This window comes from Pseudacidovorax intermedius, assembly GCF_003350475.1.
Taxonomy (GTDB): Bacteria; Pseudomonadota; Gammaproteobacteria; order Burkholderiales; family Burkholderiaceae_C; genus Xenophilus; species Xenophilus intermedius.
In genome coordinates, this window is the sequence record NZ_QQAV01000003.1 from 339,249 (window position 1) to 360,801 (window position 21,553).

A 21,553-nucleotide genomic window follows, 5' to 3' on the forward strand; every position below is an offset into this window, starting at 1 on the left:
GTTCAGCGGCCTTTGTAGACGGGCGGGCGCTTTTCGAGGAAGGCCTGGCGCGCCTCCTTGGCGTCCTCGGTGCGCGACAGCGCCATGGTGAAGTTCTGCTCCACGCGGTAGCCGTCGCGCTGGGGCATCAGGTCCATCATGTTGGCCGCCTGCTTGGCATAGGCCACGGCCAGCGGTGCCTTGGAGGCGATGTCCTGCGCGATCTCCATGGCCAGGGGCATCAGCTGCTCGGCCGGCACCACCTCGTCGAGCACACCGCGGCGGTACAGCTCGGCCGCCGAGACCTTCATGCCGGTGAAGAACATGCGCCGCGTGAAGGAGCGGCCCACCAGCGTGCGCAGCATCGAGACGCCGCCGGCCAGGCCGACGTTGATCTCGGGCATGGCGAAGGTGGCGTCCTCGCTGGCCAGGAAGATGTCGCAGGCCGCCATCAGGCCGAAGCCCGCGCCCAGCGCCGGACCGTTGATGGCCGCGATCACCGGCTTGGCGCATTCGCGGATCGCATTGCCCGTCTCGCGCGTCCAGCGGTTGTGGTCGAGGAAGTCGCCGGCCTTGTCGGCGTTCGGCCGGTCCTTGAGGTCGGCACCGGCGCAGAAGGCCTTGCCGGTGCCGGTGAGGATGGCCACGCGCACGTCGCTGCGTTCGGAGATCTCGTCGAAGACGGCGATGAGGTCGCGGCGCGATGCGCGGTCGAGGGCATTGACGGGCGGCTTGTCCAGCCGCACGACGGCGATGTATTCGGAGACTTCGAGGTGGATGCTCATCGCGCGCTCCCGGAAGGGGTGTTGGAAGAAGAAGAGGAAGAGGGGTTGGCGGCGGATGCGCCGCCCGCATGCAGCAGTTGCGAGAGCTGGGTCAGGCGATCGCCATAGCGGAACTCCGACGCGATCAGCCGCTGGGCCAGGCGGGTGGCCAGCACCTCTTCGCTCAGTCCCATGCCGCCATGCATCTGGATGGCCGCCTCGGCCGCCGCCCGGGCCGTCTCGGCGATGGACAGCTTGGCCAGCTGCAGCGTGCGGCGCAGATCGGGCGCGGCCGAATCCAGCGTCTGGAAGGCATGCACCACCAGGCCCTGGGCGCATTGCGCCTTGACGTACATGTCCGCCACGCGATGGCGCAGCACCTGGAAGGTGGCCAGCGCCACGCCGAACTGCCGGCGCTCCTGCAGGTGCGTGAGGGTGTGGCGGATCAGCGCGGCCTGTGCGGCCACGGTGTCGACCAGCGTGAGCAGCAGGGCCGCATTGCCCGCGGCGGCCAGCGCGGCGCACAGGCGCTCGCCTTGCGCCAGCAGGGCCGTCGCGGGGACCGACACACCGTCCAGCCGGAAGTCCGCGCCCTGCCGGCCTTCCATGGTGCGGTAGCGGGCGGCGGGTGCGCCGATGCGCTCAGCATCGACGAGGAAGAGCGCGGGCGCGCCGTCCAACTCGGCGACGGCCAGCCAGTGGCTGGCGGGCAGCGTGGCATCCACGCCGTCCACGCGGCCATCGAGCACGAAGCCGCTGTCGCTGCGCACCGCACGCAGGGTGCCGTCTCCGGGCAGGGCCGAAAGCGCGGCCAGCGGCGCGATCTGCACCTCGGACTCGGCCACGGCCTGCAGCCAGGGCCCGGCGACCTCGGCCGGCGCGGCGCGCAGCAGCAGCGGCACCACCGCGCAGGTCTCGATCACGGGCAGCTGCAGCCCCTGGGCGGCCAGGCCCTCGACCACGCTGGCCAGGTCGGCCAGCGTGCCGCCGACGCCGCCGTCGGCTTCGGGCACCAGCGTGGCAGTCCAGCCCAGTTCGCGCACCGGGTCGCCGGGCAGGATGGCGCTGTGCACATGGTCCTGCGCAAAGCGGTCGGCCGCGTCGAAGAGCATGCCGGGGAAGAGCGGGGGGAAGTGGTTCGACATGGGCTCAGGCTCCCAGCAGCGCGTTGGCGATCACGTTGCGCTGCACTTCGGAGGTGCCACCGGCGATGGTGCGGGCACGCGTGAACATGTAGTTCTGGATCCAGGTGGCGGCAGGCAGCTCCTCGCCGCCCTCCTCGGCCAGGAAGCGATGCGCGGCCTCGGGCCCGACGGCATCGAGGGCGATGGTGGTCAGGCGCTGCGCCACGTCGGCGCAGGTCATCTTGATGGCGGAGGGCTGCACGCCCAGCGGCCGCTGGTGGATCAGGTCGTCGGTGGCCTGGGCCATCATCACGCGGGCGCCCTGCAGTTCGGCCTCGCAAAGAAGCAGCTTGTGCTGCAGCACGCCGAAGTCGCGCCTGGCGCCAGCAGCCTGCGCGGCCTTTTGCAGCAATGCCGAGACCTGGCGGTGCATCAGCGCCAGCCGGGCCACGTTGGCCGGGGGCAGGCGCTCGCGCTCCAGCAGGAACTTGGCGCAGGTCCAGCCCTTGCCTTCCTCGCCGATGAGGTTGTCGGCGCGCACGCGCACCTCGTCGAAGAAGACCTCGTTGAGGTGGTGCCAGCCGTCGATGGTGCGGATGGGCCGCACGGTGATGCCGGGCGTGTCCATGGGCACCAGCAGCAGCGAGATGCCTTCCTGCTTCTTCGCCTCCTTCGAGGTGCGCACCAGCATGTAGATCATGCTGGCCTCGTGCGCGTGGGAGGTCCAGATCTTCTGGCCGTTGACCACCCAGTGCTCGCCGTCGCGGCGGGCGCTGGTCTGCAGCGAGGCCAGGTCGGAGCCCGAACCCGGCTCCGAATAGCCCTGGCACCACCAGTCCGAGCCATCGAGGATGCGCGGCAGGAAGCGCGCCTTCTGCTCGGGCGTGCCGAAGCGGATGATGACCGGGCCGATGTGGCCCAGGCCGTGGTGGTACAGCGGCGGGCAGTCGTTCTCGGCCATCACCTCTTCGAAGATCAGGCGCTGGCGGATGTCCCAGCCGGTGCCACCGACTTCCACCGGCCAGCTGGGTGCGCCCCAGCCGCGGTCGTTCAGGATCTGCTGCCAGGCCTGGTATTCGCGCTTGGTGATCTTCTGGCCGGCGGCCACCACGGCCCGGATCTCCGGCGGGCAGGCCTGGCGAGCGAAGGCCTCCAGTTCACGCCGGAACGCGGCGTAGTCGATGGACATCGTGTCTCCTCGTCTCTCACTCAATCGGGAATGGCGCCGCGCACTCGGGCCGCGGCGCGTCGGTGTGGTCGCTCAGCCGCGACGCAGCTGGTCGATCAGCGCATCGAGGGCGGCGGCGGCGCCTTCGGCGTCGCGCTCGCGCAGGTGACGCACCACGGCGCGCCGCAGCGGGTACAGGTCGGGCCGCGCGCGCACCGACAGCACATGGGTCATGCGCTCGCGCAGCACGTTGGTCATGGTCTGGGCCATGAGCATCAGCGCGTCGTTGTGGCCGGCGGCGGCGATGGCGCCGAAGAAGGCGCTGGCCGACTCGATGCGGGCCTTGAGCGGCGCGTCCTCCGGGTGGTCCTCGATCAGCGCGGCGGCGGCCTCGATGGCGTCGATCTCGGCCTCGCTGGCGCGTTCGCAGGCCAGGCGCAGCAGCCGGCCGTAGAGCGTGCGGTAGGCCTCGTCCACGTCGGCGTCGCCCATGCCGCCCTGCACCACGCGGTGGCGCAGCGACTCGGCCAGGCGCATGTACGCGCCCTTGTAGAACACCAGCGCCTGCTCGCCCGTGCCGGCGCCCAGGTGGTGCACCTCGCCAATGAAGATGACATGGTCGCCCGCGTCATGGGCGGCGAACAGGCGGCACTCGAAGCTGGCCAGGCAATCGTCCAGCAGCGGCATGCCCAGCTCACCCTCGCGCCAGGCCACGCCCTCGAACTTGTGCTCGACCTTGCTGGAGGCGAAGCGGCCGGACAGCGCGTCCTGGTGCTCGCCCAGGATGTGGATCGCGAAGCCCTCGGCCTGCTGGAACGTGCCCAGCAGGCGACTGGCCTTGCGCAGGCTGAACAGCACCAGCGGCGGCTCCAGCGAGACCGAGCTGAAGCTGTTGCAGGTCAGTCCCGCGGGCTGGCCGTCGGCCGTGCGCGTGGTGACGATGGCCACGCCCGTCGGAAAGCAGCCCAGGTGCTGGCGCAGCAGCGTGGGCTCGATGGCGGGCCGGGTGCGTTCGGCGGTGGCAAGCGCAGTCATGGCAGGCCTTGGCGTGCGGCTCAGGCCGCGGCCAGTTCGGGCTGGGCGGCGGCGGCGCGGTGCGGCGGGTCGTTGGCGATCTCCTGCTGCACGGTGGGGATGATGACCTCGGCCCAGGTGCGCAGCTGGCGCAGCATGGTCGGATGGTCGAAGTCGCCCATCTGGGTCTGGAAGCAGTAGTGCACCGGCTTGAGCGTGCGGATCTCGTTGACCACGCGTTCGATCACCGTGTCGATGCTGCCCACGGGCAGTAGGGCGCGCATCTCATCGAGCGTGGGCTCGCCCTCGACGATGCCCTCTTCCACCTGGTAGTCGTCGGCGATCTGCGCCGTGCGGCGCTTGAGGCTGACGGCGATACGGCGCTGGTAGCGGGCGCAGTCCAGGTACTTCTCGACCTCGTTCTTGTCGTTGCTCGCATAGGCGGCGCGCAGCAGGCCCACGGGCACGGCCGCCGGGTCCTTGCCTTCGGCGAGCGCCACCTTGTCGATCAGCGCGCGGGTGCCGGCCAGCTTCTCCAGGCCGCCGTCGCCGCCGGAGACGAACACATGGTGGTTGCCGCGCACCGCGCGGGCGACGAAGCTCGGGTCCACGCTGGTGATCCACATCGGCGGGCCGGGCTGCTGCACCGCGCGCTGGCTGATGGCGCTCATCGGCTGCTGGTAATACTGGCCGTCGTAGCTGAACTTGGGCTGCTTGAGGCCCAGCTCCAGCATGTCGAGCATCTCGAAGGTGCGGGCCTTGGCCGTCTCCAGCGCAACGCCGAAGCGTTCGAACTCGAAGTGCTGGTAGCCCGAGCCGATGCCCAGGTTGAGCCGCCCGTTGGAGAGCTGATCCACCATCGCCACATCGGCGATCAGGCGGGCCGGCGTGTACAGCGGCGCCACCACGATGCCCGTGCCCAGACGGATGCGGTGCGTGGCGGCCGCGCAATGCGCGATCATCGTCAGCGGCGACGAGCACATGCCGTAGTTGCTGAAGTGGTGCTCGGCATACCATGCCGCGCCGAAGCCCAGTTCGTCCGCCAGACGCGTCTGTTCGACCGCGTCCCGCAGGATCTCGTGCGAGGTCTTATGTTTGTTCCGCTGCTGCATCAGAATGAAGATTCCGAAGTCCATGGCCGTTGCTCCTGATCGTTGGTTCGTGACGTGGATCAATGCTAGGAACGGCCCGGCCTGCCAGCGCATCGTCATGCGCACACCTTCTTTGCGTCTTTCGAAATGAAGGCCCTCGACTCGCTGCGCATCTTCGTCACCACCCAGCGCAAGGGCAGCCTGTCGGCCGCGGCGCGCAGCCTGAGCCTGTCGCCGGCCACCATCTCGCGGCGCATCAGCGCGCTGGAGGAAGAGCTGGGCGTGCAGCTGGTGGACCGCACCAGCCGCAACCTCAAGATGACCGAGGCCGGCCAGGCCTTCCTCTCGCGCGCGGAGGGCGTGCTGGAAGCCATGGCCGATGCCGAGCAGGCCGCACGCAGCGCCCGCCAGCGGCCCGAGGGCCGGCTGCGCGTGCATTCGCGCACCCACATCGGCCTGCGCGTGGTGGCGCCGCTGCTGCCGCGCTTCGCGCAGCGCTATCCCGACATCCAGGTGCAGATCGAGCTGTCGGAGCACCCGGTCAACCTGGTCGAGCACGATTTCGACGTGGACATCCGCACCGGCGAATCCAACGACTCGGGCTTCGTCATCAAGCGGCTGCTCTCCAGCGACGAGGTGCTGGTGGCCAGCCCCGCGTATCTCAAGACCAACGCGCGCATCAAGCACCCGAGCGACCTGCCGCAGGCGCGGTGCCTCACCTACCGGCGCGAGCACGAGGCCACGACCTGGAAGTACGTGGACGAACAGGGCGTGCAGCAGGAGCTGGCGATCCAGGGCGTGCTGAGCGCCAACAACGGCGAGATGCTGCGCCTGGCTGCACTGGGCGGCATGGGCGTGGCGCTGCTGTCCGAGCCCACGGTGCGCAGCAACCTGCAGGACGGCACGCTGGTGCGCCTGCTGCCCGAGTACCGCTTCGCGGTGCGCGCCTTCTCCAACGGCATCTTCGCGGTGTTCCGCCAGAACCGCGCCCTGCCGCTGAAGGTGCGGGCCTTCGTGGACTTCGTGGCCGAGGCGCTGCAGGACGACGCGCCGGCCGATGTCTGAGGCGGGTGCCTACGCGCTGGCGCTGCCGTTGAGCTGCAGCGCCAGGCTGTCGACGAAGGCGCGCACCCGTGCCGAGTGCTGGTGCCGTTGTGGATAGACGGCATAGATGTCGGCATCGGGCGTGTCGAACTGCGGCAGCACCTGCACCAGTCGGCCGCTGTCCAGATAGCGGCGGATGTCCCATTCGGCCCGCATCAGGATGCCATGGCCCGCCAGTGCCCAGGCCACGGCAATCTCGCCGTCGTTGGTTGTGAGGTTGCCGCGGATCTTGACGGACTCGGCGGCCTTGCCCCGCGTGCGATGGCTGGCGAGCCGCCAGACACCATAGGCTTCTTCGCCCTGCCGGATGCCGATGCAGTTGTGCCGCACCAGGTCGGCAGGGTTGCGCGGCGGGCCGTGACGCGCCAGGTAGGCCGGCGACGCGCACAACAACCGCCGGTTGGCCGCCACATGCCGGGCGATCACCCGGGCCTCGGGCGGCGCGCCGAAGCGCACGCAGACGTCGTAGGCGTCGTCGGTCAGCGGCGGTGGATTGACGGACAGCTGCAGCTGCACCTCCACGTCGGGGTACTGGCGGACGAAGCGGGAGATGACGGGCGCCACATGGCTGCGGCCGAAGCCCAGCGTCGCATTGACCCGCAGCAGCCCCTGTGGCTGGGCCTGCGTGCCCGACAGCAGCTCGTCCAGCGAGTCGATCTCGGCCAGCACCCGGCGGGCGCCGGCCAGCAGCGTCTCGCCTTCGGGCGTGAGGCTCATGCGGCGGGTGGTGCGGTTGACCAGCGCGACCTGCAGGCGCGCTTCCATCTGCGCCAGATGCTTGCTGACCGCGGGCGTGGTGATGCCGAGTTCCCGGGCCGCCGCGCTCAGGCTGCCCGCACGCGCCAGCGCGGAGAAGAAGCCGATGTCGCCCGGAAGAATCCTGCCGCTCATGTCCCCATCCTTGACCTCAGGTTAAAAGCGGGTTGACTGTAGCGGCGTTCGCCGGGCCGTGCAGTGCCTACAGTGGCCGCATCGCAATCCATCACTGCAGCGGAGACAGCATGAAGGTCTACAAGATCGCAACCATTCCCGGCGACGGCATCGGCAAGGAGGTCGTGCCCGCGGGCCGGCAGGTGCTGGAGGCGCTGGCCGAGGGCAGCACGGCCTTCCGTTTCGAGTTCGAGGACTTCGGCTGGGGCGGCGACTACTTCCGCGAGCACGGCGTGATGATGCCGGAGGATGGCCTCGCAGCCCTCAAGGACAAGGACGCCATCCTCTTCGGCTCGGCCGGCGATCCGCACATCCCCGACCATGTGACGCTCTGGGGCCTGCGCCTCAAGATCTGCCAGGGCTTCGACCAGTACGCCAACGTGCGTCCCACGCGCATCCTCCCGGGCATCGACGCGCCGCTCAAGCGCTGCGGACCACAAGATCTGAATTGGGTGATCGTGCGCGAAAACTCCGAGGGCGAATACTCGGGCGTGGGCGGCCGGGTGCACCAGGGGCATCCCATCGAGGCGGCCACCGACGTGTCCATCATGACCCGCGTGGGCGTGGAGCGGATCCTGCGCTTCGCCTTCCGCCTGGCCCAGTCGCGGCCGCGCAAGCTGCTGACGGTGGTCACCAAGAGCAACGCCCAGCGCCATGCCATGGTGATGTGGGACCAGATCGCCGCGGAAGTGGCCGCCGAGTTTCCCGACGTCACCTGGGACAAGGAACTGGTGGACGCCATGACGGCGCGCATGGTCAACAAGCCGGCCACGCTCGACACCATCGTCGCCACCAACCTGCACGCCGACATCCTGAGCGACCTGGCCGCCGCGCTGGCCGGCAGCCTGGGCATCGCGCCCACCGGCAACATCGACCCGGAGCGCCGCTATCCCTCGATGTTCGAGCCCATCCACGGCTCGGCGTTCGACATCATGGGCAAAGGCCTGGCCAACCCGGTGGGCACTTTCTGGTCGGTGGTGATGCTGCTGGAGCACCTGGGCGAGCACGAGGCCGCCGCCCGCGTCATGCAGGCTGTCGAGCAGGTCACGGCGGACGTGCGTCTGCACACCCGCGACCTGGGCGGCAGCGCCACCACGGCACAGGTGACCGAGGCCATCTGCCGCCAGCTGGCCGGCTCGCCCGCGCGCAAGGCGGCCTGAGCACGCCGCCGTCCGCGGCACTGCGCACCGCGCGGCGCCGCGGCGCCTGAGGCCCGCCACTGCCGCCGCCACACGGCAGCGCGGCGGGCCCTTCCCCTTCCCTTCGCCAAGGAGATGCCATGCAGCCTGCGCTGCAGGATCCGCCGCGCCTGCTGCGCGGCATGTTCGACGCCGCCGTCGCCGCCGCCCAGCCTGCCCTGTGCCTGCCGGCGCTGCTGCCGTCGCCGCCCGCGGGCAGGACCGTGGTGATCGGCTTCGGCAAGGCCGCGGCAGCCATGGCACAGGTGGTCGATGGCCACTGGGTCGGCGAACTCTCGGGCGTGGTCGTCACACGCTATGGCCATGGCGCACCCAGCGGCCGCATCCGCGTGATGGAGGCCGCCCATCCCGTGCCCGACGACGCCGGCCTGGCCGCCAGCGCGGCCCTGCTGGCGGCCGTGCAGGGCCTGGGGCCCGAGGACCTGGTGCTGTGCCTGGTCTCCGGCGGCGGCTCGGCGCTGCTGCCCTGGCCGCTGCCGGGGCTGACCCTCGCCGACGAACAGGCCATCGCCCGGCAGTTGCTGGCCAGCGGTGCCTCCATCGCCGAGATGAACTGCGTGCGGCGGCACCTGTCCGGCATCAAGGGCGGCCGTCTGGCGCTCGCCTGCCGGCCTGCGCGGGTGGTCAACCTGCTGCTGTCCGACGTGCCGGGCGACGACCCGGCGGACATCGCCTCCGGCCCCACGGTGCCCGATCCGAGCGACTGCGCGCAGGCCCTGGAGATCCTCCACCGGCACCGCATCGCCGTGCCCGAGGCCGCCCTGGCGCTGCTGCGCACCGGCGAGGCCGAGACGCCGAAGCCGCACGATCCCCGCCTGCCCTCCATCGAGAACCGCATGGCGGTCACGCCGCAGCGGGCGCTCGAAGCCGCGGCGCAGGTGGCCGAGCGGGCCGGCATCGCCGTGCACATCCTCGGCGATGCCATCGAGGGCGAGTCGCGCGACGTGGCCCAGGTCATGGCCGCCATGGCGCTGCAGGTGGCACGCCGCGACCAGCCCTTCGTGGCGCCCTGCGTGCTGCTCTCGGGCGGCGAGACCACGGTGAGCCTGCGCGGCCACGGGCGGGGCGGGCGCAACGTGGAGTTCCTGCTCGCGCTGGCCCTGGCGCTGCAGGGGCATCCGCGCGTCCATGCGCTGGCGGCCGACACCGACGGCGTGGATGGCATCGAGGAGATCGCCGGCGCCGTGATCGGTCCGCAGACGCTGGCCCGCGCCCATGCGGCCGGCCTGCGCCCGCGCGAGCGCCTCGACGACAACGACGCCCACACCTTCTTCGAGGCGCTGGGCGATGCCGTGGTCACGGGCCCGACCCGCACCAACGTGAATGACTTCCGGGCCGTGCTGGTGCTGCCGCCGCACGGCGAGTCCAACGACGCGGCCCGTCCGCACGCCCGCCCATGAGACGACACCGACAGGCCAAGATCGTGGCCACGCTGGGCCCCGCCAGCGACCATCCCGAGCGCATCCGCGCGCTCTTCGACGCGGGTGCGGACGTGTTCCGCCTGAACTTCAGCCATGGCACGGCGCAGGACCACCAGTGGCGCCTGGCGGCCATCCGCGAGATCGAGCGCCAGACCGGGCGCCCCATCGGCGTGCTGATGGACCTGCAGGGCCCCAAGCTGCGCATCGGTACCTTCGCCGCCGGCCCGGTGACGCTGGCCGATGGCGCGCGCTTCAGCCTGGTGCTGGACGCCGACACCGCCGGCGATGCCACGCAGGTCGCCCTGCCCCATCCGGAGATCTTCGAGGCGCTCAGTGCCGGCACCGAACTGCTGCTCGACGACGGGCGCATCCAGCTGCGCGTGGAAGCCTGCGGGCCTGGCTTCGCACACACGCGGGTCGTGACGGGCGGGCGCCTGTCCGACCGCAAGGGCGTGAACGTGCCCGGCGTGGTGCTGCCGCTGTCCGCGCTCACGGCCAAGGACCGCGCCGACCTGGCGGTCGGGCTGCAGCTTGGCGTGGACTGGATCGCCCTGTCCTTCGTGCAACGGCCCGAGGACATCGCGGAACTGCGCGCCCTGGTGGGCGAGCACGCTGGCATCGTGGCCAAGCTGGAGAAGCCCGCAGCCATCGCCAGCCTGGAGGCCATCGTGGCCGAGGCCGATGCCGTGATGGTGGCGCGCGGCGACCTCGGCGTGGAACTGCCGGCCGAACAGGTGCCGGCCCTGCAGAAGCGCATCGTGCGGGCCTGCCGCGACGCCGGCAAGCCGGTGATCGTGGCCACGCAGATGCTCGAATCGATGGTGGCCGCCCCCGTGCCCACGCGCGCCGAGGCGTCGGACGTGGCCACCGCCATCTACGAAGGCGCCGATGCGGTGATGCTGTCGGCCGAATCGGCCAGCGGCAACCATCCGGTGGAGGCCGTGCGGATGATGGATCGCATCGTCCACCACACCGAACGCGATGCCGCGTACCGCCCAGGCATCGACGCCTCGCGCGCCCCGCCCCAGGCCCGCGTGGCCGATGCGATCGGCGCGGCCCTGCGCAATGTGACCGAGCTGCTGCGGGCGGCAGCGGCCGTCGCCTACACCAGCTCCGGCCACTCGGCACTGCGCATGGCACGGGAGCGGCCCGACGCGCCCATCATCGGCATGACGCCCCGCACCGCCACCGCGCGCCGGCTGGCCCTGGCCTGGGGCGTCCATGCCGTGCTTTGCCACGAAGTCCAGAGCGTGTCGGAGATGACCGAGGTGGCGGTGGACACCGCCCTGCGCGGCGGCTTCGGCACGTCGGGACAGTTTCTCGTGATCGCCGCCGGCATGCCCTTCGCCACGCCGGGCACCACCAACCTGCTACGGGTGGCACCGCTGTGAGCACGCGACTGTTGAACAGCGGTTAAGAAAGCCTTCACTGCACAGGCATGCCGTGATGGGACGGCCTGCCTACCCTTGAGTCCACAACCGAAACGGAGACAACATGAGCAAGAGCCGCATCTTTCGACAGGCGGGAATCGCCACGGCGCTGACCCTGGCCACAACGCTGGCCGGTGCACAGAACTGGCCCTCGCGGCCCATCAGCCTGATCGTGCCCTTCCCGCCCGGTGGCAGTTCGGACGTGCTGGCACGTTCGCTCACCGACAAGCTGTCCCAGACCCTGGGACAGCCGGTGCTGGTGGAAAGTCGGCCCGGCGCAGGGGCCACGGTGGGCGCCGACTTCGTGGCCAAGGCCAAGCCCGACGGCTACACGCTGCTGATGGGGGCGGTCCACCACACCATCGCAACGAGCGTCTACAAGAAGCTGCCCTACGACTTCGAGAAGAGCTTCGAGCCCGTGACGACCATCGCGCTGGTGCCCAACGTGCTGGTCGTCAACGTCAAGAACAGCGCCACCGACGTCAAGAGCCTGGTGGCCCAGGCCAAGGCCGCGCCGGGGCGCCTGTCCTATGGCTCCAATGGCAACGGCACCGTGCAGCATCTGATCGGCACGCAGTTCGCGAGCCAGACCGGCGTCGAGCTGCTCCATGTGCCGTACAAGGGCAGCGCGCCGCTCACCACCGACCTGCTGGGCGGCCAGGTCGACATGTCCTTCGACACCATCACCCCGGTCATCCAGCACATCCGTGCCGGCAAGCTGCGGCCCCTGGCCGTGACCACTGCCAAACGCTCCAGCACGTTGCCCGATGTGCCCACGCTGGCGGAGTCCGGCCTGAAGGACTTCGACCAGGGCACCTGGTTCGGCGTGCTGGCACCCAAGGGCACGCCACGCGACATCGTGGTCAGGCTCAATGCCGAGATGGTGAAGATCATCCAGTCGCCCGACTTCCGCAAGCGCATGGAAGAGATCGGTGCCGAGCCCGTGGGCAACACGCCCGAGCAGATGGCCGCGCAGATCCGTGGCGACACCGCCAAGTACGCCCAGCTCGTCAAGGACGCCAAGGTGTCCGTCGACTGAGTGCCAGAGGCCGGCAGCGCCGGCCACCCGCGGCACCTGCGTGCCGCCCTTCACCTTGCACCCGCCGTTCGCCGACCCACGCGGCGAGGACGGCCTGCGTGCGCCCCCAGCACCAAGAGGAGACATCATGGACAAGAACAGCAAGAAGAGAGCCGTGCGCGGCGCGGCCGTCGCCGCACTCGTCGGCGGACTGGCCATCGCGGCCTGCGGCGGCGGCGGTGGCGGCAGCGGCTTCAACCCCGCACTGCTAGCGGTGGGAACCGCACCAGCGCCAGTCCCCGCGCCCGCACCGGCGGCGCCCCCCGCCGACCCCGGCCTTCCCGCCGTGCAGCAGACCGAGTTCGAACGGCAGATGGAGGCCTCGCGCCTGAACACCGGCGGCGATCCGCAGATGGCCTATCCCTGGCGCGCCTTCTACTGCAACCTGTCCGACGACAACAACGCCATCGTGCTCGCCGAACGTGCCAAGAACAGCATCCGGGTGCCGCTGACGCAGCTCTTCGACGACGTCTGGTACATCGGCACCGAGTACGTCGGCCAGTACATCCTGCGCGATGCCAACGGCTTCGTCATGATCGACGCCGGCAACAACGCCCAGGAGATGCGCGACTACGACCTGCCCGCCCTGCGCCAGCTCGGCCTGTCGTCCACGCTGCCGCTGAACGGCGTGCTGGTCACCCACGGGCACTTCGACCACGACGGCGGCGCCCTGGAGCTGAAGGCCGCCACCGGCGCACCCATCTACTTGGGCTCAGCCGATGCGATCAACAAGGCCTACGACCCCGCCAAACTGGACTCGATGGTGCAGGACCCCTACGACATCGTGGTGGGCGGCCGCACGATCACCGTGCTTTCCACGCCGGGCCACACGGCGGGCACGACCGGCTACGTGGTGCGCGCCAAGGATGGCGGCAAGGACGTGAAGCTCTTCGTCTCGGGTGGTTCCTCCCTGGTCACGGACAACGTGGCGCTGATCCAGGCCTACCTGCACTCGATGGAGCGCACTTATGCGCTCATCAAGACGCTGAAGGTCGACACGGCCTCCAACCCCCACATCTACTGGGACGGCTCCCGCGCGCTGATCTACAAGATCCGCGAGCAGGGCCTGAAGTCCCCCAGCCAGTTCGTGATCGGCAACGAGAAGCTGCTGCGAGCCATGGCCATCGGCTATTCGTGCACCGCCGCCTGGCTCGCCAAGAAGTCCCCTGACACGGCAGTGCCGGTGTGGCGCGTGAGCGCGATCGACTTCGTCGCTGGCAGCCCGAGTCCCAACCGCATCGCGGCCCGCCTCGTCAACGGCTGGGGCCCGGTGGCCGGCAAGACGGTGAGCTTCTCCACGGCCAGTGGGGAGGCCGTGTGCCAGGCCACCACCGATGCCAAAGGCGTCGCAAGCTGCGCCACGCCCACACCCGCGCTGTCTGTCGGCGCCGAGCAACTGGTCGCGCGCTTCGAAGGCACGAGCACCGAGCAGACGGTCGATCTTGGCAGCGAGGCCACGGCACCTTTCGAGGATCTCAAGTCTTCGCTGTGCCGCGACCTGGCCCAGGCCCGGCAGGCGAGCGGATCGCGCGTGGGCGACAGCATCTACAAGGCCCGACTGGATGCCGACGGCGATGGCGTGATCGGCGTGAGCGACGTGCAGCAGATCGCGGCATTGCTGCCCCAGGGCAGCACATGCCCATGACGGGAAAGACACGCCACCTTTCCGAAACGTGACTCCCGCAAGGGTTTCCACGCGATTCCGCACCTCCGCATCGCCTCTATATTAGTTATTCAACTGAACTATTTGGAGGAGAAAGAGACATGTCCCTGGCAACCCTTGGAAGGCTGACCTTGCCGCTCGCTGCCGCTGCACTGGCAGCAGCTTGCGGTGGTGGCGGTTCGTCTTCGCTGGCCTTTGTGCCCAGCACCGCGGCCCCCGCGCCGGCACCTGCCACGCCCCCTGCGGCGGGACCGGCGACGCCATCCGATCCCGCCCTGCCGCAACTGACTGCTGCCGTAGGCGCCGCGTTGCAGGGCGACTGCACGTCGCTGTCGAGCTTCAGCTTCGCCAACACCACCATCACCAGCGTGACTACCGCCGCCGCCGGCACGCTCAAGGTGGCTGGCAAGGACATCCCTGCCCATTGCGTCGTCACCGGCAAGATGTTCGAGCGGGTGAGCCCCGTCGATGGACAGACCTATTCGGTCGGCTTCCAGATGCGCTTGCCCCTGGCCTGGAACGGCCGCTACCTGTACCAGGGCAACGGTGGTACGGACGGCGTGGTCTCCAACGCCACCGGTGCCGTCGGCAGCGGCGGTCCGCTGACCAACGCGCTCTACAACGGCTTCGCCGTGATCTCCTCGGACGCCGGGCACAGCAGTGCGCAAAACCCGCTCTTCGGCCTCGACCCAGAGGCGCGCATCGACTACGGCTACGGCGCGGTGCGCAAGCTCACGCCCATGGCCAAGGCGCTGATCAAGGCCGCCTACGGCAAGGGCCCGGACCGCTCCTACGTCGGCGGCTCGTCCAACGGTGGGCGCCATGCCATGGTCACGGCCTCCCGCCTGCCGGCCGAGTACGACGGCGTGCTCGCCAACTCGCCCGGCTTCAGCCTGCCCAAGGCCGCGGCCGCACAGCTCTACAGCGCCCAGCAGTTCCGCAAGGTGGCCACCGACGAGACCGACCTGTCGACAGGCTTCACGCTGACGGAACGCAAGCTGGTGGCGCAAAAGATCAACGACCGCTGCGATGCGCTGGACGGCGTCAAGGACGGCCTCGTGCAGGACGTGGAGGCGTGCCGCGCCGCCTTCAATCTGTTTCGCGATGTGCCGACCTGCGTCGGCGCGCGTGACGGCACCTGCCTGACCGGCGCGCAGAAAAGCGCCATCGACGCGATGTACTACGGCCCGGTCAACAGCCGCGGCGAGCAGCTCTACGCGACCCAGCCCTACGACCCGGGCCTGGTCGGCAGCAGCTGGGCCAGCTGGAAGTTCACCAGCTCGGTGGGTGCGGCGCGCGACCCGGTGGCCGTGGGCATCATCTTCCAGGTACCACCGGACGCGAGCATCGTCAACAACTCCCGGGCCTTCGCGTTCAACTACAACTTCGACCTGGACTTTCCCAAGCTCTTCGCCACCAGCACGCTGTACACGGAGAACGCCTGGTCGTTCATGACGCCACCCAACCCGACCAAGCTCGATACGCTGCGCGACCGGGGCGCCAAGATGATCGTGGTGCAGGGCGTGTCGGATGGCGTGTTCTCGATCGACGACACCAAGCGCTGGTATGACGAGCTCAACGCCGAGAACAAGGGCAAGGCGGCGCGCTTCGTCCGCTTCTTCCGCGTGCCAGGCATGAACCACAGCAGCGGAGGCGTCTCCACCGACCAATACGACGCGCTGGACGCCCTCGTCAAGTGGGTCGAGCAAGGCGTGGTGCCGGACCGCATCGTGGCCACCGCGCGCGGCACGGGCAACGCCGGTGGCGTGAACAGCGAGCTACCCAGCGACTGGGCTGCCGACCGTACGCGTCCGCTGTGCCCTTATCCGCTGGTGGCCCGCTACAACGGCAGCGGCGACAGCGAGAAGGCAGAGAACTTCAGCTGCAAGTGAGCGGGGCGGGCGGGCCAGGACCCACCACGCCGGGGCCCTACCGGTCCCGGCAGGCCCGTCAGCGGCAGCTGAAGCTGCTGGCCGACTCGATGCTGCCCGAGCCGTTGTAGACCGCCTCCTTCGGGTAGGGGCACAGCGGGCGGGTGCGGCCCGGCCAGGCCACGCCGGCGGCGGCGCGTGCGGTGGCGACCATCACATCGGGCGCCTGGCCCTTCTCCACCCAGTTGACCACCGCACCGAAGGCATCGAACTGGTCGGTGCCGTACTTGCCGCCGCTGCAGTGGTCCATGCCGGGCACCGCGAAGGCACGGGCGAACTTGTCGGCCTCGGTGCGGCCGTAGCGTGCGATCACGCGGTCCTGGTACCGGGACAGATCGGTGAAGGAGAAGGCCCAGTCGGCCGTGCCGTTGAACGAGAGGATCTTGCCCCCACGCGCGCGGAAGGCGTCCATGTCGGCCGAGTCCGCGTCCGTGAACTCGTGGCCGGAGCGCGTGTAGATGCCGGCCACGTCGAAGATCTTGGCGTACTCGGCATCCAGGTCGGCCGTGCGGGCGTAGCCGAGCAGGTCGGTGGTGACCGTAGGCGGCGTGGTGTACACGTGCGAGGCCTCGCCCGCGAAGATGGCGTAGTACAGCTGGGCGGGCGTGCCGACCGTGTCGATCATGCCGGGGTCATAGGGCCAGGGTCCGTAGATCTGGCGGCCGGTGGACGTCTTCGCACCCTCGAAGAACTTCTTCACATAGGCGGCCTTGTCGGCGCTGAGGCAGTTGCTGGTGGCGCCGCCGGTGCAGACCCACTGGGACGGATCGGGGTTGCAGGCGCTGGGCTTGCTGACCATGCCGTCGATGACGCCGTCGGCCGCGTCGCAGCTGGCGAGGATGCGGCTGCGCACCGTGTCCTTCTCTGCACTCGTGAGCGCATTGAAGATGTCGGGCTTGCCATCGGTGCCCAGCGGCGCGACGCTGGCCGCGGCCTGGGCACGGAAGATCGAGCCTTCGAGCGCTGCCGCCGTCAGCCGAAAGCCGGGCGCACCCGCCACGATGCCGTCGAACAGCTGCGGGTAGCGCTGGGCCGCGACCATGGCCTGCCGCCCACCGTTGGAGCAGCCGACGAAATAGGAGCGGCTGGGCTGCACGCCATAGAGCTGCTTCATCACCGCCTGCGACGAACCGGCCACCAGCGGCAGCTGCTTGTCGCCGTATTCGTCACGCGCCTGCGGATCCACCGCGAACAGGAAGGTGACGTTCGAGCTCATGTCGAAGGGCGCCTCGTGCCCCGAATCAGTGGTCACGACCGCATAGCCGTCCAGCAGCGCGTTGCGCGTCGCGCCGCCCCCTGGATAGGCGCCGAGCGCGGCCGGCACGCTGCCGTCCACGCCGCTGCCGCCCTGGTAGAAGAAGCGCTGGTTCCAGTCCTTGGGCAGCCGCAGTTCGAAAAGGATGGCGTAGGGTTGGCCGTCGACGCCGGTGCGCTTGTTGAGCTCACCGCGCACCAGACAGTGGTCGGGCGTGGAGGATGCGGGGCTCGCCGTGTTGGTCACGCCCGCCGTGTAGACCGCGCTGACCAGCTTGCCGTTGGCCAGCGGCAGCCCGGCCAGCGCACTGCACTGGGCCTGGAAGCTGGCCGCAGGCGCCGGGGCCGGCGCGCTCGTCGGGGTGCCGCCTGGCGCGGGCGCAGGCGCTGCGGCCGTGGGCGCAAAGCTGGTGCTCCCACCACTTCCTCCGCATGCGGTCAACAGCAGCGCGGCGGCCGCAGCCACGCCGGTCACACACCATCCTTGTAACTTCATCATGGAATCCCTCGCGATGATTGAGTTGGAATCAGATTGCACAGGCGCGAGCACCGTCCGCAGCCTCGCCACGCCGCTTTGATTGTTTGCATGCAAACAATCGGACGGTGGCACTTAGCAGAATCCGAGCCAGGGCCGACGCACCGGCTCGGCGCAGAAAAGCACAATCGCTTCATGAGCTATCGACTGGATGAACAGGTCGGCTTCCTGCTGCGGGTTCTCTATCAGCGCAATGCGGAACTGCTGACCCAGGCCCTGGACGGACTGACACCCACCCAATGGGCGGTGATCTCGATGCTGGCCCAGGTGCAGGAGTGCTCGCAGAACCTGTTGGGGCGCATGACCGCCATGGATGCAGCCACGATCAAGGGCGTGGCGGACCGCTTGGCGGCACGCGGCCTGGTGCAGTTCCAGGACGACCCGGCGCACCGGCGGCGGGTCCTGGTCTCGCTGACGCCGGAGGGCCTGGCGCTTTACGACCGGCTCGCCGATGCCGCTGCCGGCGTCAGCGACGCCACGTTGTCGCGCCTGAGCCCGGCGCAGGCGGCCAAGCTGGTGCAGTTGCTGAAGCTCGCGGCCGGCTAAGCCGCTGCGGCCGAGGGCGGTGCTCGCCGCTATCCGCCAAAGCGCTGCGTGGGCAAGCCCACCACCGGCAGCCCGTCGACGACGAACAGGCCGCCGTCCTGCGGCAGCCGGCCTTCCAGTCGGGCGCTGCGCGAGATGCTGGTCACATACAGCTGCGTCAAGCCCGGCCCGCCGAAGCACAGGCTGGTCGGGTACGTGAGCGGCAGCGGCACGCAGCGCTCCAGATCGCCGTCGGGCGAGAAGCGGGCCAGTTGCGCCGCGCGCACCAGCACGCTCCAGACGAAACCCTCGGCATCGACCGTGGCGCCATCGGGGCCGGATTCGAAGGCGTGCGTCTCCACGAAGCGGCGCTTGTGGGCCAGCGGACCCTGCGGGTCATAGTCGTAGGCCCAGATCACGCGCGCCAGGCTGTCGGCCAGGTAGAGCGTGCGGCCGTCGGGGCTGAAACAGGGGCCGTTGGCAAAGCCGATGTCGTCGGCCAGCCGCTCCACGCTGCCATCCGGCCGCAGGCGGTAGAGCCCGCCGCGCACCGGCGCCCCCTCCGCCCGGTTCATGTGCATGGTGCCGGCGACGAAGTTGCCGGCCGCGTCGCACTTGCCGTCGTTGAGCCGCACGTCTTCGTCCGCGAGGCCGATGTCGCCCAGCATCGTCAGCTGGCGGGTGCCGAAGTCGTAGCGGCCGAAGCCATGGCGCAGCGCCACCACCACCGCATCGCCCTGCGCCGGCGCGATGGCGCCCAGTGGCGCAGGCAGTGCATGCGATGCCAGTGCGCCGGTGGCCGGCAGCAGGCGGTGGACCGTGCCGGCCAGCGCGTCGATCCAGCACAGGGCCTGCGCCTCGGCGTCCCAGCAGGGGCTTTCGCCCAGCTGGTCGCGCGTGATGCCCAGGCGGTGGATGTCGAGGTGCGGCATGCCGCGCAGTGTCCGCAGCCGATCCGCGCCCCGATGTGCAGGAGTCGGAAAGCATCTTTTCATTGATCGAGATCAAGGTCCGTGGACGCCCCCCTAGACTGGCCGCCACGCCCGAGACAGGGCCCAAGACCCGGAGACACACCATGAGCCATCGCCGCCAATTCCTGGCTGGCCTGCTGCTCGGCGCCTGCGCGCTGAGCCCGGCCCTCGCCCAGCAGAACGTCACCCGCATCGTGGTGCCCTTCGCCGCCGGAGGCGGCACCGACCAGTACTGCCGCATCCTGGCCCAGGAGCTGAACAAGCACGGCATGAACGTCATCATCGAGAACAAGCCGGGCGCCAGCGGCATCCTGGCGGCCGACTACGTGGCCCGCTCCAAGCCGGACGGCCAGACGGTGCTGGTCTCGTCGCTGGGCACGCTGGCCAACAACATCGCGCTCTACGACAAGCTGCCCTACGACCCGGCCAAGGACTTCGCCTCGGTCACGCAGATCGCCTACCAGCCCTCGGTGATCGTGGGCCGCACCGACCTGCCCTACAAGAACATCAAGGAGATGGTGGCCTATGCCAAGGCCAACCCCGGCAAGATCAACCGCGGCTCACCGGGCGCCTCCATCCTGACCAACCTGGCGCCCATCGCCTTCGAGCGTGCCCAGGGCTTCAGCACCACGCACATTCCCTTCAACGGCGACGCGCCGGCGCTGCAGGCGCTGCTGGGTGGGCAGATCGACATCCACGGCACCTCCATCACCGGCTCGCTGCCCTACATCAAGGCCGGCAAGCTGCGCGTGCTGGGCGTGATGGACGACCAGCGCCTGCCGCAGGTGCCCGACGCCCCCACCTTCAAGGAGATGGGCTACGACATGGTGGCCACGCTCTGGTATTCGTTCTCGGTGCCGTCCGGCACGCCGCGCGCGGCCATCGACAAGCTCAACAAGGCCGTCAACCAGGTGATCGCCGACCCCGAGTTCGTGACCCGCGCCCGCGCCATCGGCATGGAGCCGCGTGGCAGTACGCCGGAAGAGCTGGACCGTTTCGTCAAGACGGAGTCGGACCGCTGGCTGCCGCTTCTGCAGAGCCTGAACATCCCCAAGCAAGGCACTTGAGGCCCCACCGGTCATGACGTCCTTCTCTCCCGCCCCGCTCGCCGGCCTGCGCGTGCTGGACCTGTCCCGCGTGATGGCGGGCCCGCTGTGCGCCCAGGCGCTGGCGGACCTGGGCGCGGAGGTGATCAAGGTCGAGCATCCGGACCGCGGCGACGACACGCGCGACTGGGGGCTGCGCATCGGCCGGCACAACACCACCTACTTCAACAGCTGCAACCGCAACAAGCGATCGGTGGCCATCGACCTGCAGACGCCCGAGGGCCGCGACATGGCGCGGCAGCTGGCGGCGAAGAGCGACGTGCTGATCCAGAACTTCAAGCACGGCGGCGCCGAGAAGATGGGCCTGGGCTACGAGGACCTGAAGGCGCTGAACCCCGGGCTCATCTACTGCTCCATCGCCGGCTACTCGGCGCTGGGCCCCGAGCGTGCGCGTCCGGGCTACGACCTGGTGATCCAGGGCGAGACGGGCCTGATGGCGATGAACGGCGAGGAGGGGCAGGGCCCGCTCAAGTTCGGCATCGCGGCGGTCGACATGTTCACGGGCATGTATGCGGGGCAGGCCATCCTGGCCGTGCTGCACGAGCGCCACCGCACGGGCCGTGGGCGGCACATCCAGATGTCGCTGTACGACGGCGGGATGATGATCACCTCGTACTACGGCCTCACGGCCTGGATGCAGCAGGCCGATCCGCCCAAGTTCGGCAACTCGCATCCGTCGATCGTGCCGTACGGTGTGTTCGACGCGGCCGACGGGCCGGTGGTGATCGCGGTGGGCAACAACGGCCAGTTCCGCAAGTTCTGCGAGGCCGTGATCGAACGGCCCGACCTGCCGCAGGACGCACGCTTCGCGCAGAACACCGAGCGCTCGAAGCACCGCGCCGTGCTGCTGCCCATCCTGCTGGCCGAGATCGCGAAGCATCCGCGGGCGCTGCTGATCGAGCGCATGGATGCCGCGGGCATCCCCTGCGGCGAGGTATTGGGGCTGTACGAGGCGCTCGGTTCGGCCCGCACCCGCGAGGTGGGCCTGTGGCACAGCTTCGAGGACAGCGAAGCCGGCACGCAAGGCGTGCATGCGCCACCCTATGTGTTCGACGGCCAGCGCGCGCCCGTCCACCAGTCGCCGCCGCATTTGGGCGAGCACACGGTCGAGGTGCTGGGCGAGCTGCTGGGGTTGCAGGGCAGCGACCTGGAAGGTCTGCGGGCGCGGCAGGTGATCCGGTAGCGCGGGATCGCTCATCGGTTCCGGTCTTCGGCGCACCGGCGGCGGGGCCACTGACCCGGCAGAGGACGCCGGCATGCGCGCTC

At 69.8% G+C, this 21,553-nt stretch carries 18 protein-coding genes; 10 read left to right on the forward strand and 8 right to left on the reverse strand.

Features of this window, described 5'->3' with window-relative positions; translation table 11 throughout:
* Nucleotides 1–2: 2 nt before the first annotated feature.
* The 5 genes from DFR41_RS11105 to DFR41_RS11125 form a co-directional block, all read right to left on the reverse strand.
* Nucleotides 3–764 carry an enoyl-CoA hydratase/isomerase family protein gene (locus tag DFR41_RS11105; protein ID WP_114802732.1) on the reverse strand — a complete coding sequence of 254 codons (762 nt, stop codon included), beginning with the start codon at nucleotides 762–764 and terminating at the stop codon, nucleotides 3–5.
* Entirely contained in the window at nucleotides 761–1,888 is a 1,128-nt protein-coding gene (locus tag DFR41_RS11110) for an acyl-CoA dehydrogenase family protein (protein WP_114802733.1), read from the reverse strand. The genes DFR41_RS11105 and DFR41_RS11110 overlap by 4 nt, the downstream gene beginning before the upstream one ends.
* A gap of 4 nt (nucleotides 1,889–1,892) precedes the next feature.
* The gene (locus tag DFR41_RS11115) at nucleotides 1,893–3,056 is read right to left on the reverse strand and encodes an acyl-CoA dehydrogenase family protein (RefSeq protein ID WP_114802734.1); all 1,164 of its coding nucleotides are present in this window, start codon (nucleotides 3,054–3,056) and stop codon (nucleotides 1,893–1,895) included.
* A 72-nt stretch (nucleotides 3,057–3,128) separates the two neighbouring features.
* Entirely contained in the window at nucleotides 3,129–4,070 is a 942-nt protein-coding gene (locus DFR41_RS11120) for a flavin reductase family protein (RefSeq protein ID WP_114802735.1), read from the reverse strand.
* Between the two features lie 20 nt (nucleotides 4,071–4,090).
* Nucleotides 4,091–5,185: an LLM class flavin-dependent oxidoreductase gene (locus tag DFR41_RS11125; protein ID WP_114802736.1), complete on the reverse strand. Its 1,095-nt coding sequence runs from the start codon at nucleotides 5,183–5,185 to the stop codon at nucleotides 4,091–4,093.
* Nucleotides 5,186–5,287: 102 nt separating this feature from the next.
* Here DFR41_RS11125 and DFR41_RS11130 point away from each other — a divergent pair, with 102 nt between their 5' ends.
* Complete coding sequence (locus DFR41_RS11130) at nucleotides 5,288–6,205, forward strand: LysR family transcriptional regulator (RefSeq protein WP_114802737.1); 918 nt, start codon at nucleotides 5,288–5,290, stop codon at nucleotides 6,203–6,205.
* Nucleotides 6,206–6,214: 9 nt separating this feature from the next.
* On the opposite strand, the gene DFR41_RS11135 is transcribed toward DFR41_RS11130, so the two are convergent.
* Complete coding sequence (locus DFR41_RS11135; RefSeq protein WP_114802738.1) at nucleotides 6,215–7,135, reverse strand: LysR family transcriptional regulator; 921 nt, start codon at nucleotides 7,133–7,135, stop codon at nucleotides 6,215–6,217.
* A gap of 110 nt (nucleotides 7,136–7,245) precedes the next feature.
* Between DFR41_RS11135 and DFR41_RS11140 the strand changes: the two genes are divergently transcribed.
* The 6 genes from DFR41_RS11140 (at nucleotide 7,246) to DFR41_RS11165 (ending at nucleotide 15,857) form a co-directional block, all read left to right on the forward strand.
* Nucleotides 7,246–8,334: a tartrate dehydrogenase gene (locus tag DFR41_RS11140; RefSeq protein ID WP_114802739.1), complete on the forward strand. Its 1,089-nt coding sequence runs from the start codon at nucleotides 7,246–7,248 to the stop codon at nucleotides 8,332–8,334.
* A gap of 119 nt (nucleotides 8,335–8,453) precedes the next feature.
* On the forward strand, nucleotides 8,454–9,773 hold the full coding sequence (locus DFR41_RS11145; protein ID WP_114802740.1) for a glycerate kinase type-2 family protein: 1,320 nt from the start codon (nucleotides 8,454–8,456) through the stop codon (nucleotides 9,771–9,773).
* Nucleotides 9,770–11,185: a pyruvate kinase gene (gene pyk / locus DFR41_RS11150; RefSeq protein ID WP_114802741.1), complete on the forward strand. Its 1,416-nt coding sequence runs from the start codon at nucleotides 9,770–9,772 to the stop codon at nucleotides 11,183–11,185. The genes DFR41_RS11145 and pyk overlap by 4 nt, the downstream gene beginning before the upstream one ends.
* A 103-nt stretch (nucleotides 11,186–11,288) precedes the next feature.
* The gene (locus DFR41_RS11155; protein WP_114802742.1) at nucleotides 11,289–12,263 is read left to right on the forward strand and encodes a Bug family tripartite tricarboxylate transporter substrate binding protein; all 975 of its coding nucleotides are present in this window, start codon (nucleotides 11,289–11,291) and stop codon (nucleotides 12,261–12,263) included.
* Between the two features lie 127 nt (nucleotides 12,264–12,390).
* Nucleotides 12,391–13,947, forward strand: a complete 1,557-nt coding sequence (locus DFR41_RS11160) for an MBL fold metallo-hydrolase (RefSeq protein ID WP_114802743.1) — start codon at nucleotides 12,391–12,393, stop codon at nucleotides 13,945–13,947.
* A 119-nt stretch (nucleotides 13,948–14,066) separates the two neighbouring features.
* Entirely contained in the window at nucleotides 14,067–15,857 is a 1,791-nt protein-coding gene (locus DFR41_RS11165; RefSeq protein WP_114802744.1) for a tannase/feruloyl esterase family alpha/beta hydrolase, read from the forward strand.
* A gap of 58 nt (nucleotides 15,858–15,915) precedes the next feature.
* On the opposite strand, the gene DFR41_RS11170 is transcribed toward DFR41_RS11165, so the two are convergent.
* Nucleotides 15,916–17,649 carry a tannase/feruloyl esterase family alpha/beta hydrolase gene (locus DFR41_RS11170; protein ID WP_114802745.1) on the reverse strand — a complete coding sequence of 578 codons (1,734 nt, stop codon included), beginning with the start codon at nucleotides 17,647–17,649 and terminating at the stop codon, nucleotides 15,916–15,918.
* 171 nt (nucleotides 17,650–17,820) lie between these two features.
* On the opposite strand from DFR41_RS11170, the gene DFR41_RS11175 reads away from it, so the two are divergent.
* Entirely contained in the window at nucleotides 17,821–18,231 is a 411-nt protein-coding gene (locus tag DFR41_RS11175; protein WP_114802746.1) for a MarR family winged helix-turn-helix transcriptional regulator, read from the forward strand.
* A 29-nt stretch (nucleotides 18,232–18,260) separates the two neighbouring features.
* Here DFR41_RS11175 and DFR41_RS11180 read toward each other — a convergent pair whose 3' ends face one another.
* Entirely contained in the window at nucleotides 18,261–19,142 is an 882-nt protein-coding gene (locus DFR41_RS11180) for an SMP-30/gluconolactonase/LRE family protein (RefSeq protein ID WP_114802747.1), read from the reverse strand.
* 143 nt (nucleotides 19,143–19,285) lie between these two features.
* Here DFR41_RS11180 and DFR41_RS11185 point away from each other — a divergent pair, with 143 nt between their 5' ends.
* Together DFR41_RS11185 and DFR41_RS11190 are read left to right on the forward strand one after the other, a co-directional pair.
* Nucleotides 19,286–20,248 carry a Bug family tripartite tricarboxylate transporter substrate binding protein gene (locus DFR41_RS11185; RefSeq protein ID WP_114802748.1) on the forward strand — a complete coding sequence of 321 codons (963 nt, stop codon included), beginning with the start codon at nucleotides 19,286–19,288 and terminating at the stop codon, nucleotides 20,246–20,248.
* A gap of 13 nt (nucleotides 20,249–20,261) precedes the next feature.
* The gene (locus tag DFR41_RS11190) at nucleotides 20,262–21,470 is read left to right on the forward strand and encodes a CaiB/BaiF CoA transferase family protein (RefSeq protein ID WP_114802749.1); all 1,209 of its coding nucleotides are present in this window, start codon (nucleotides 20,262–20,264) and stop codon (nucleotides 21,468–21,470) included.
* The last annotated feature ends 83 nt before the right edge of the window (nucleotides 21,471–21,553 follow it).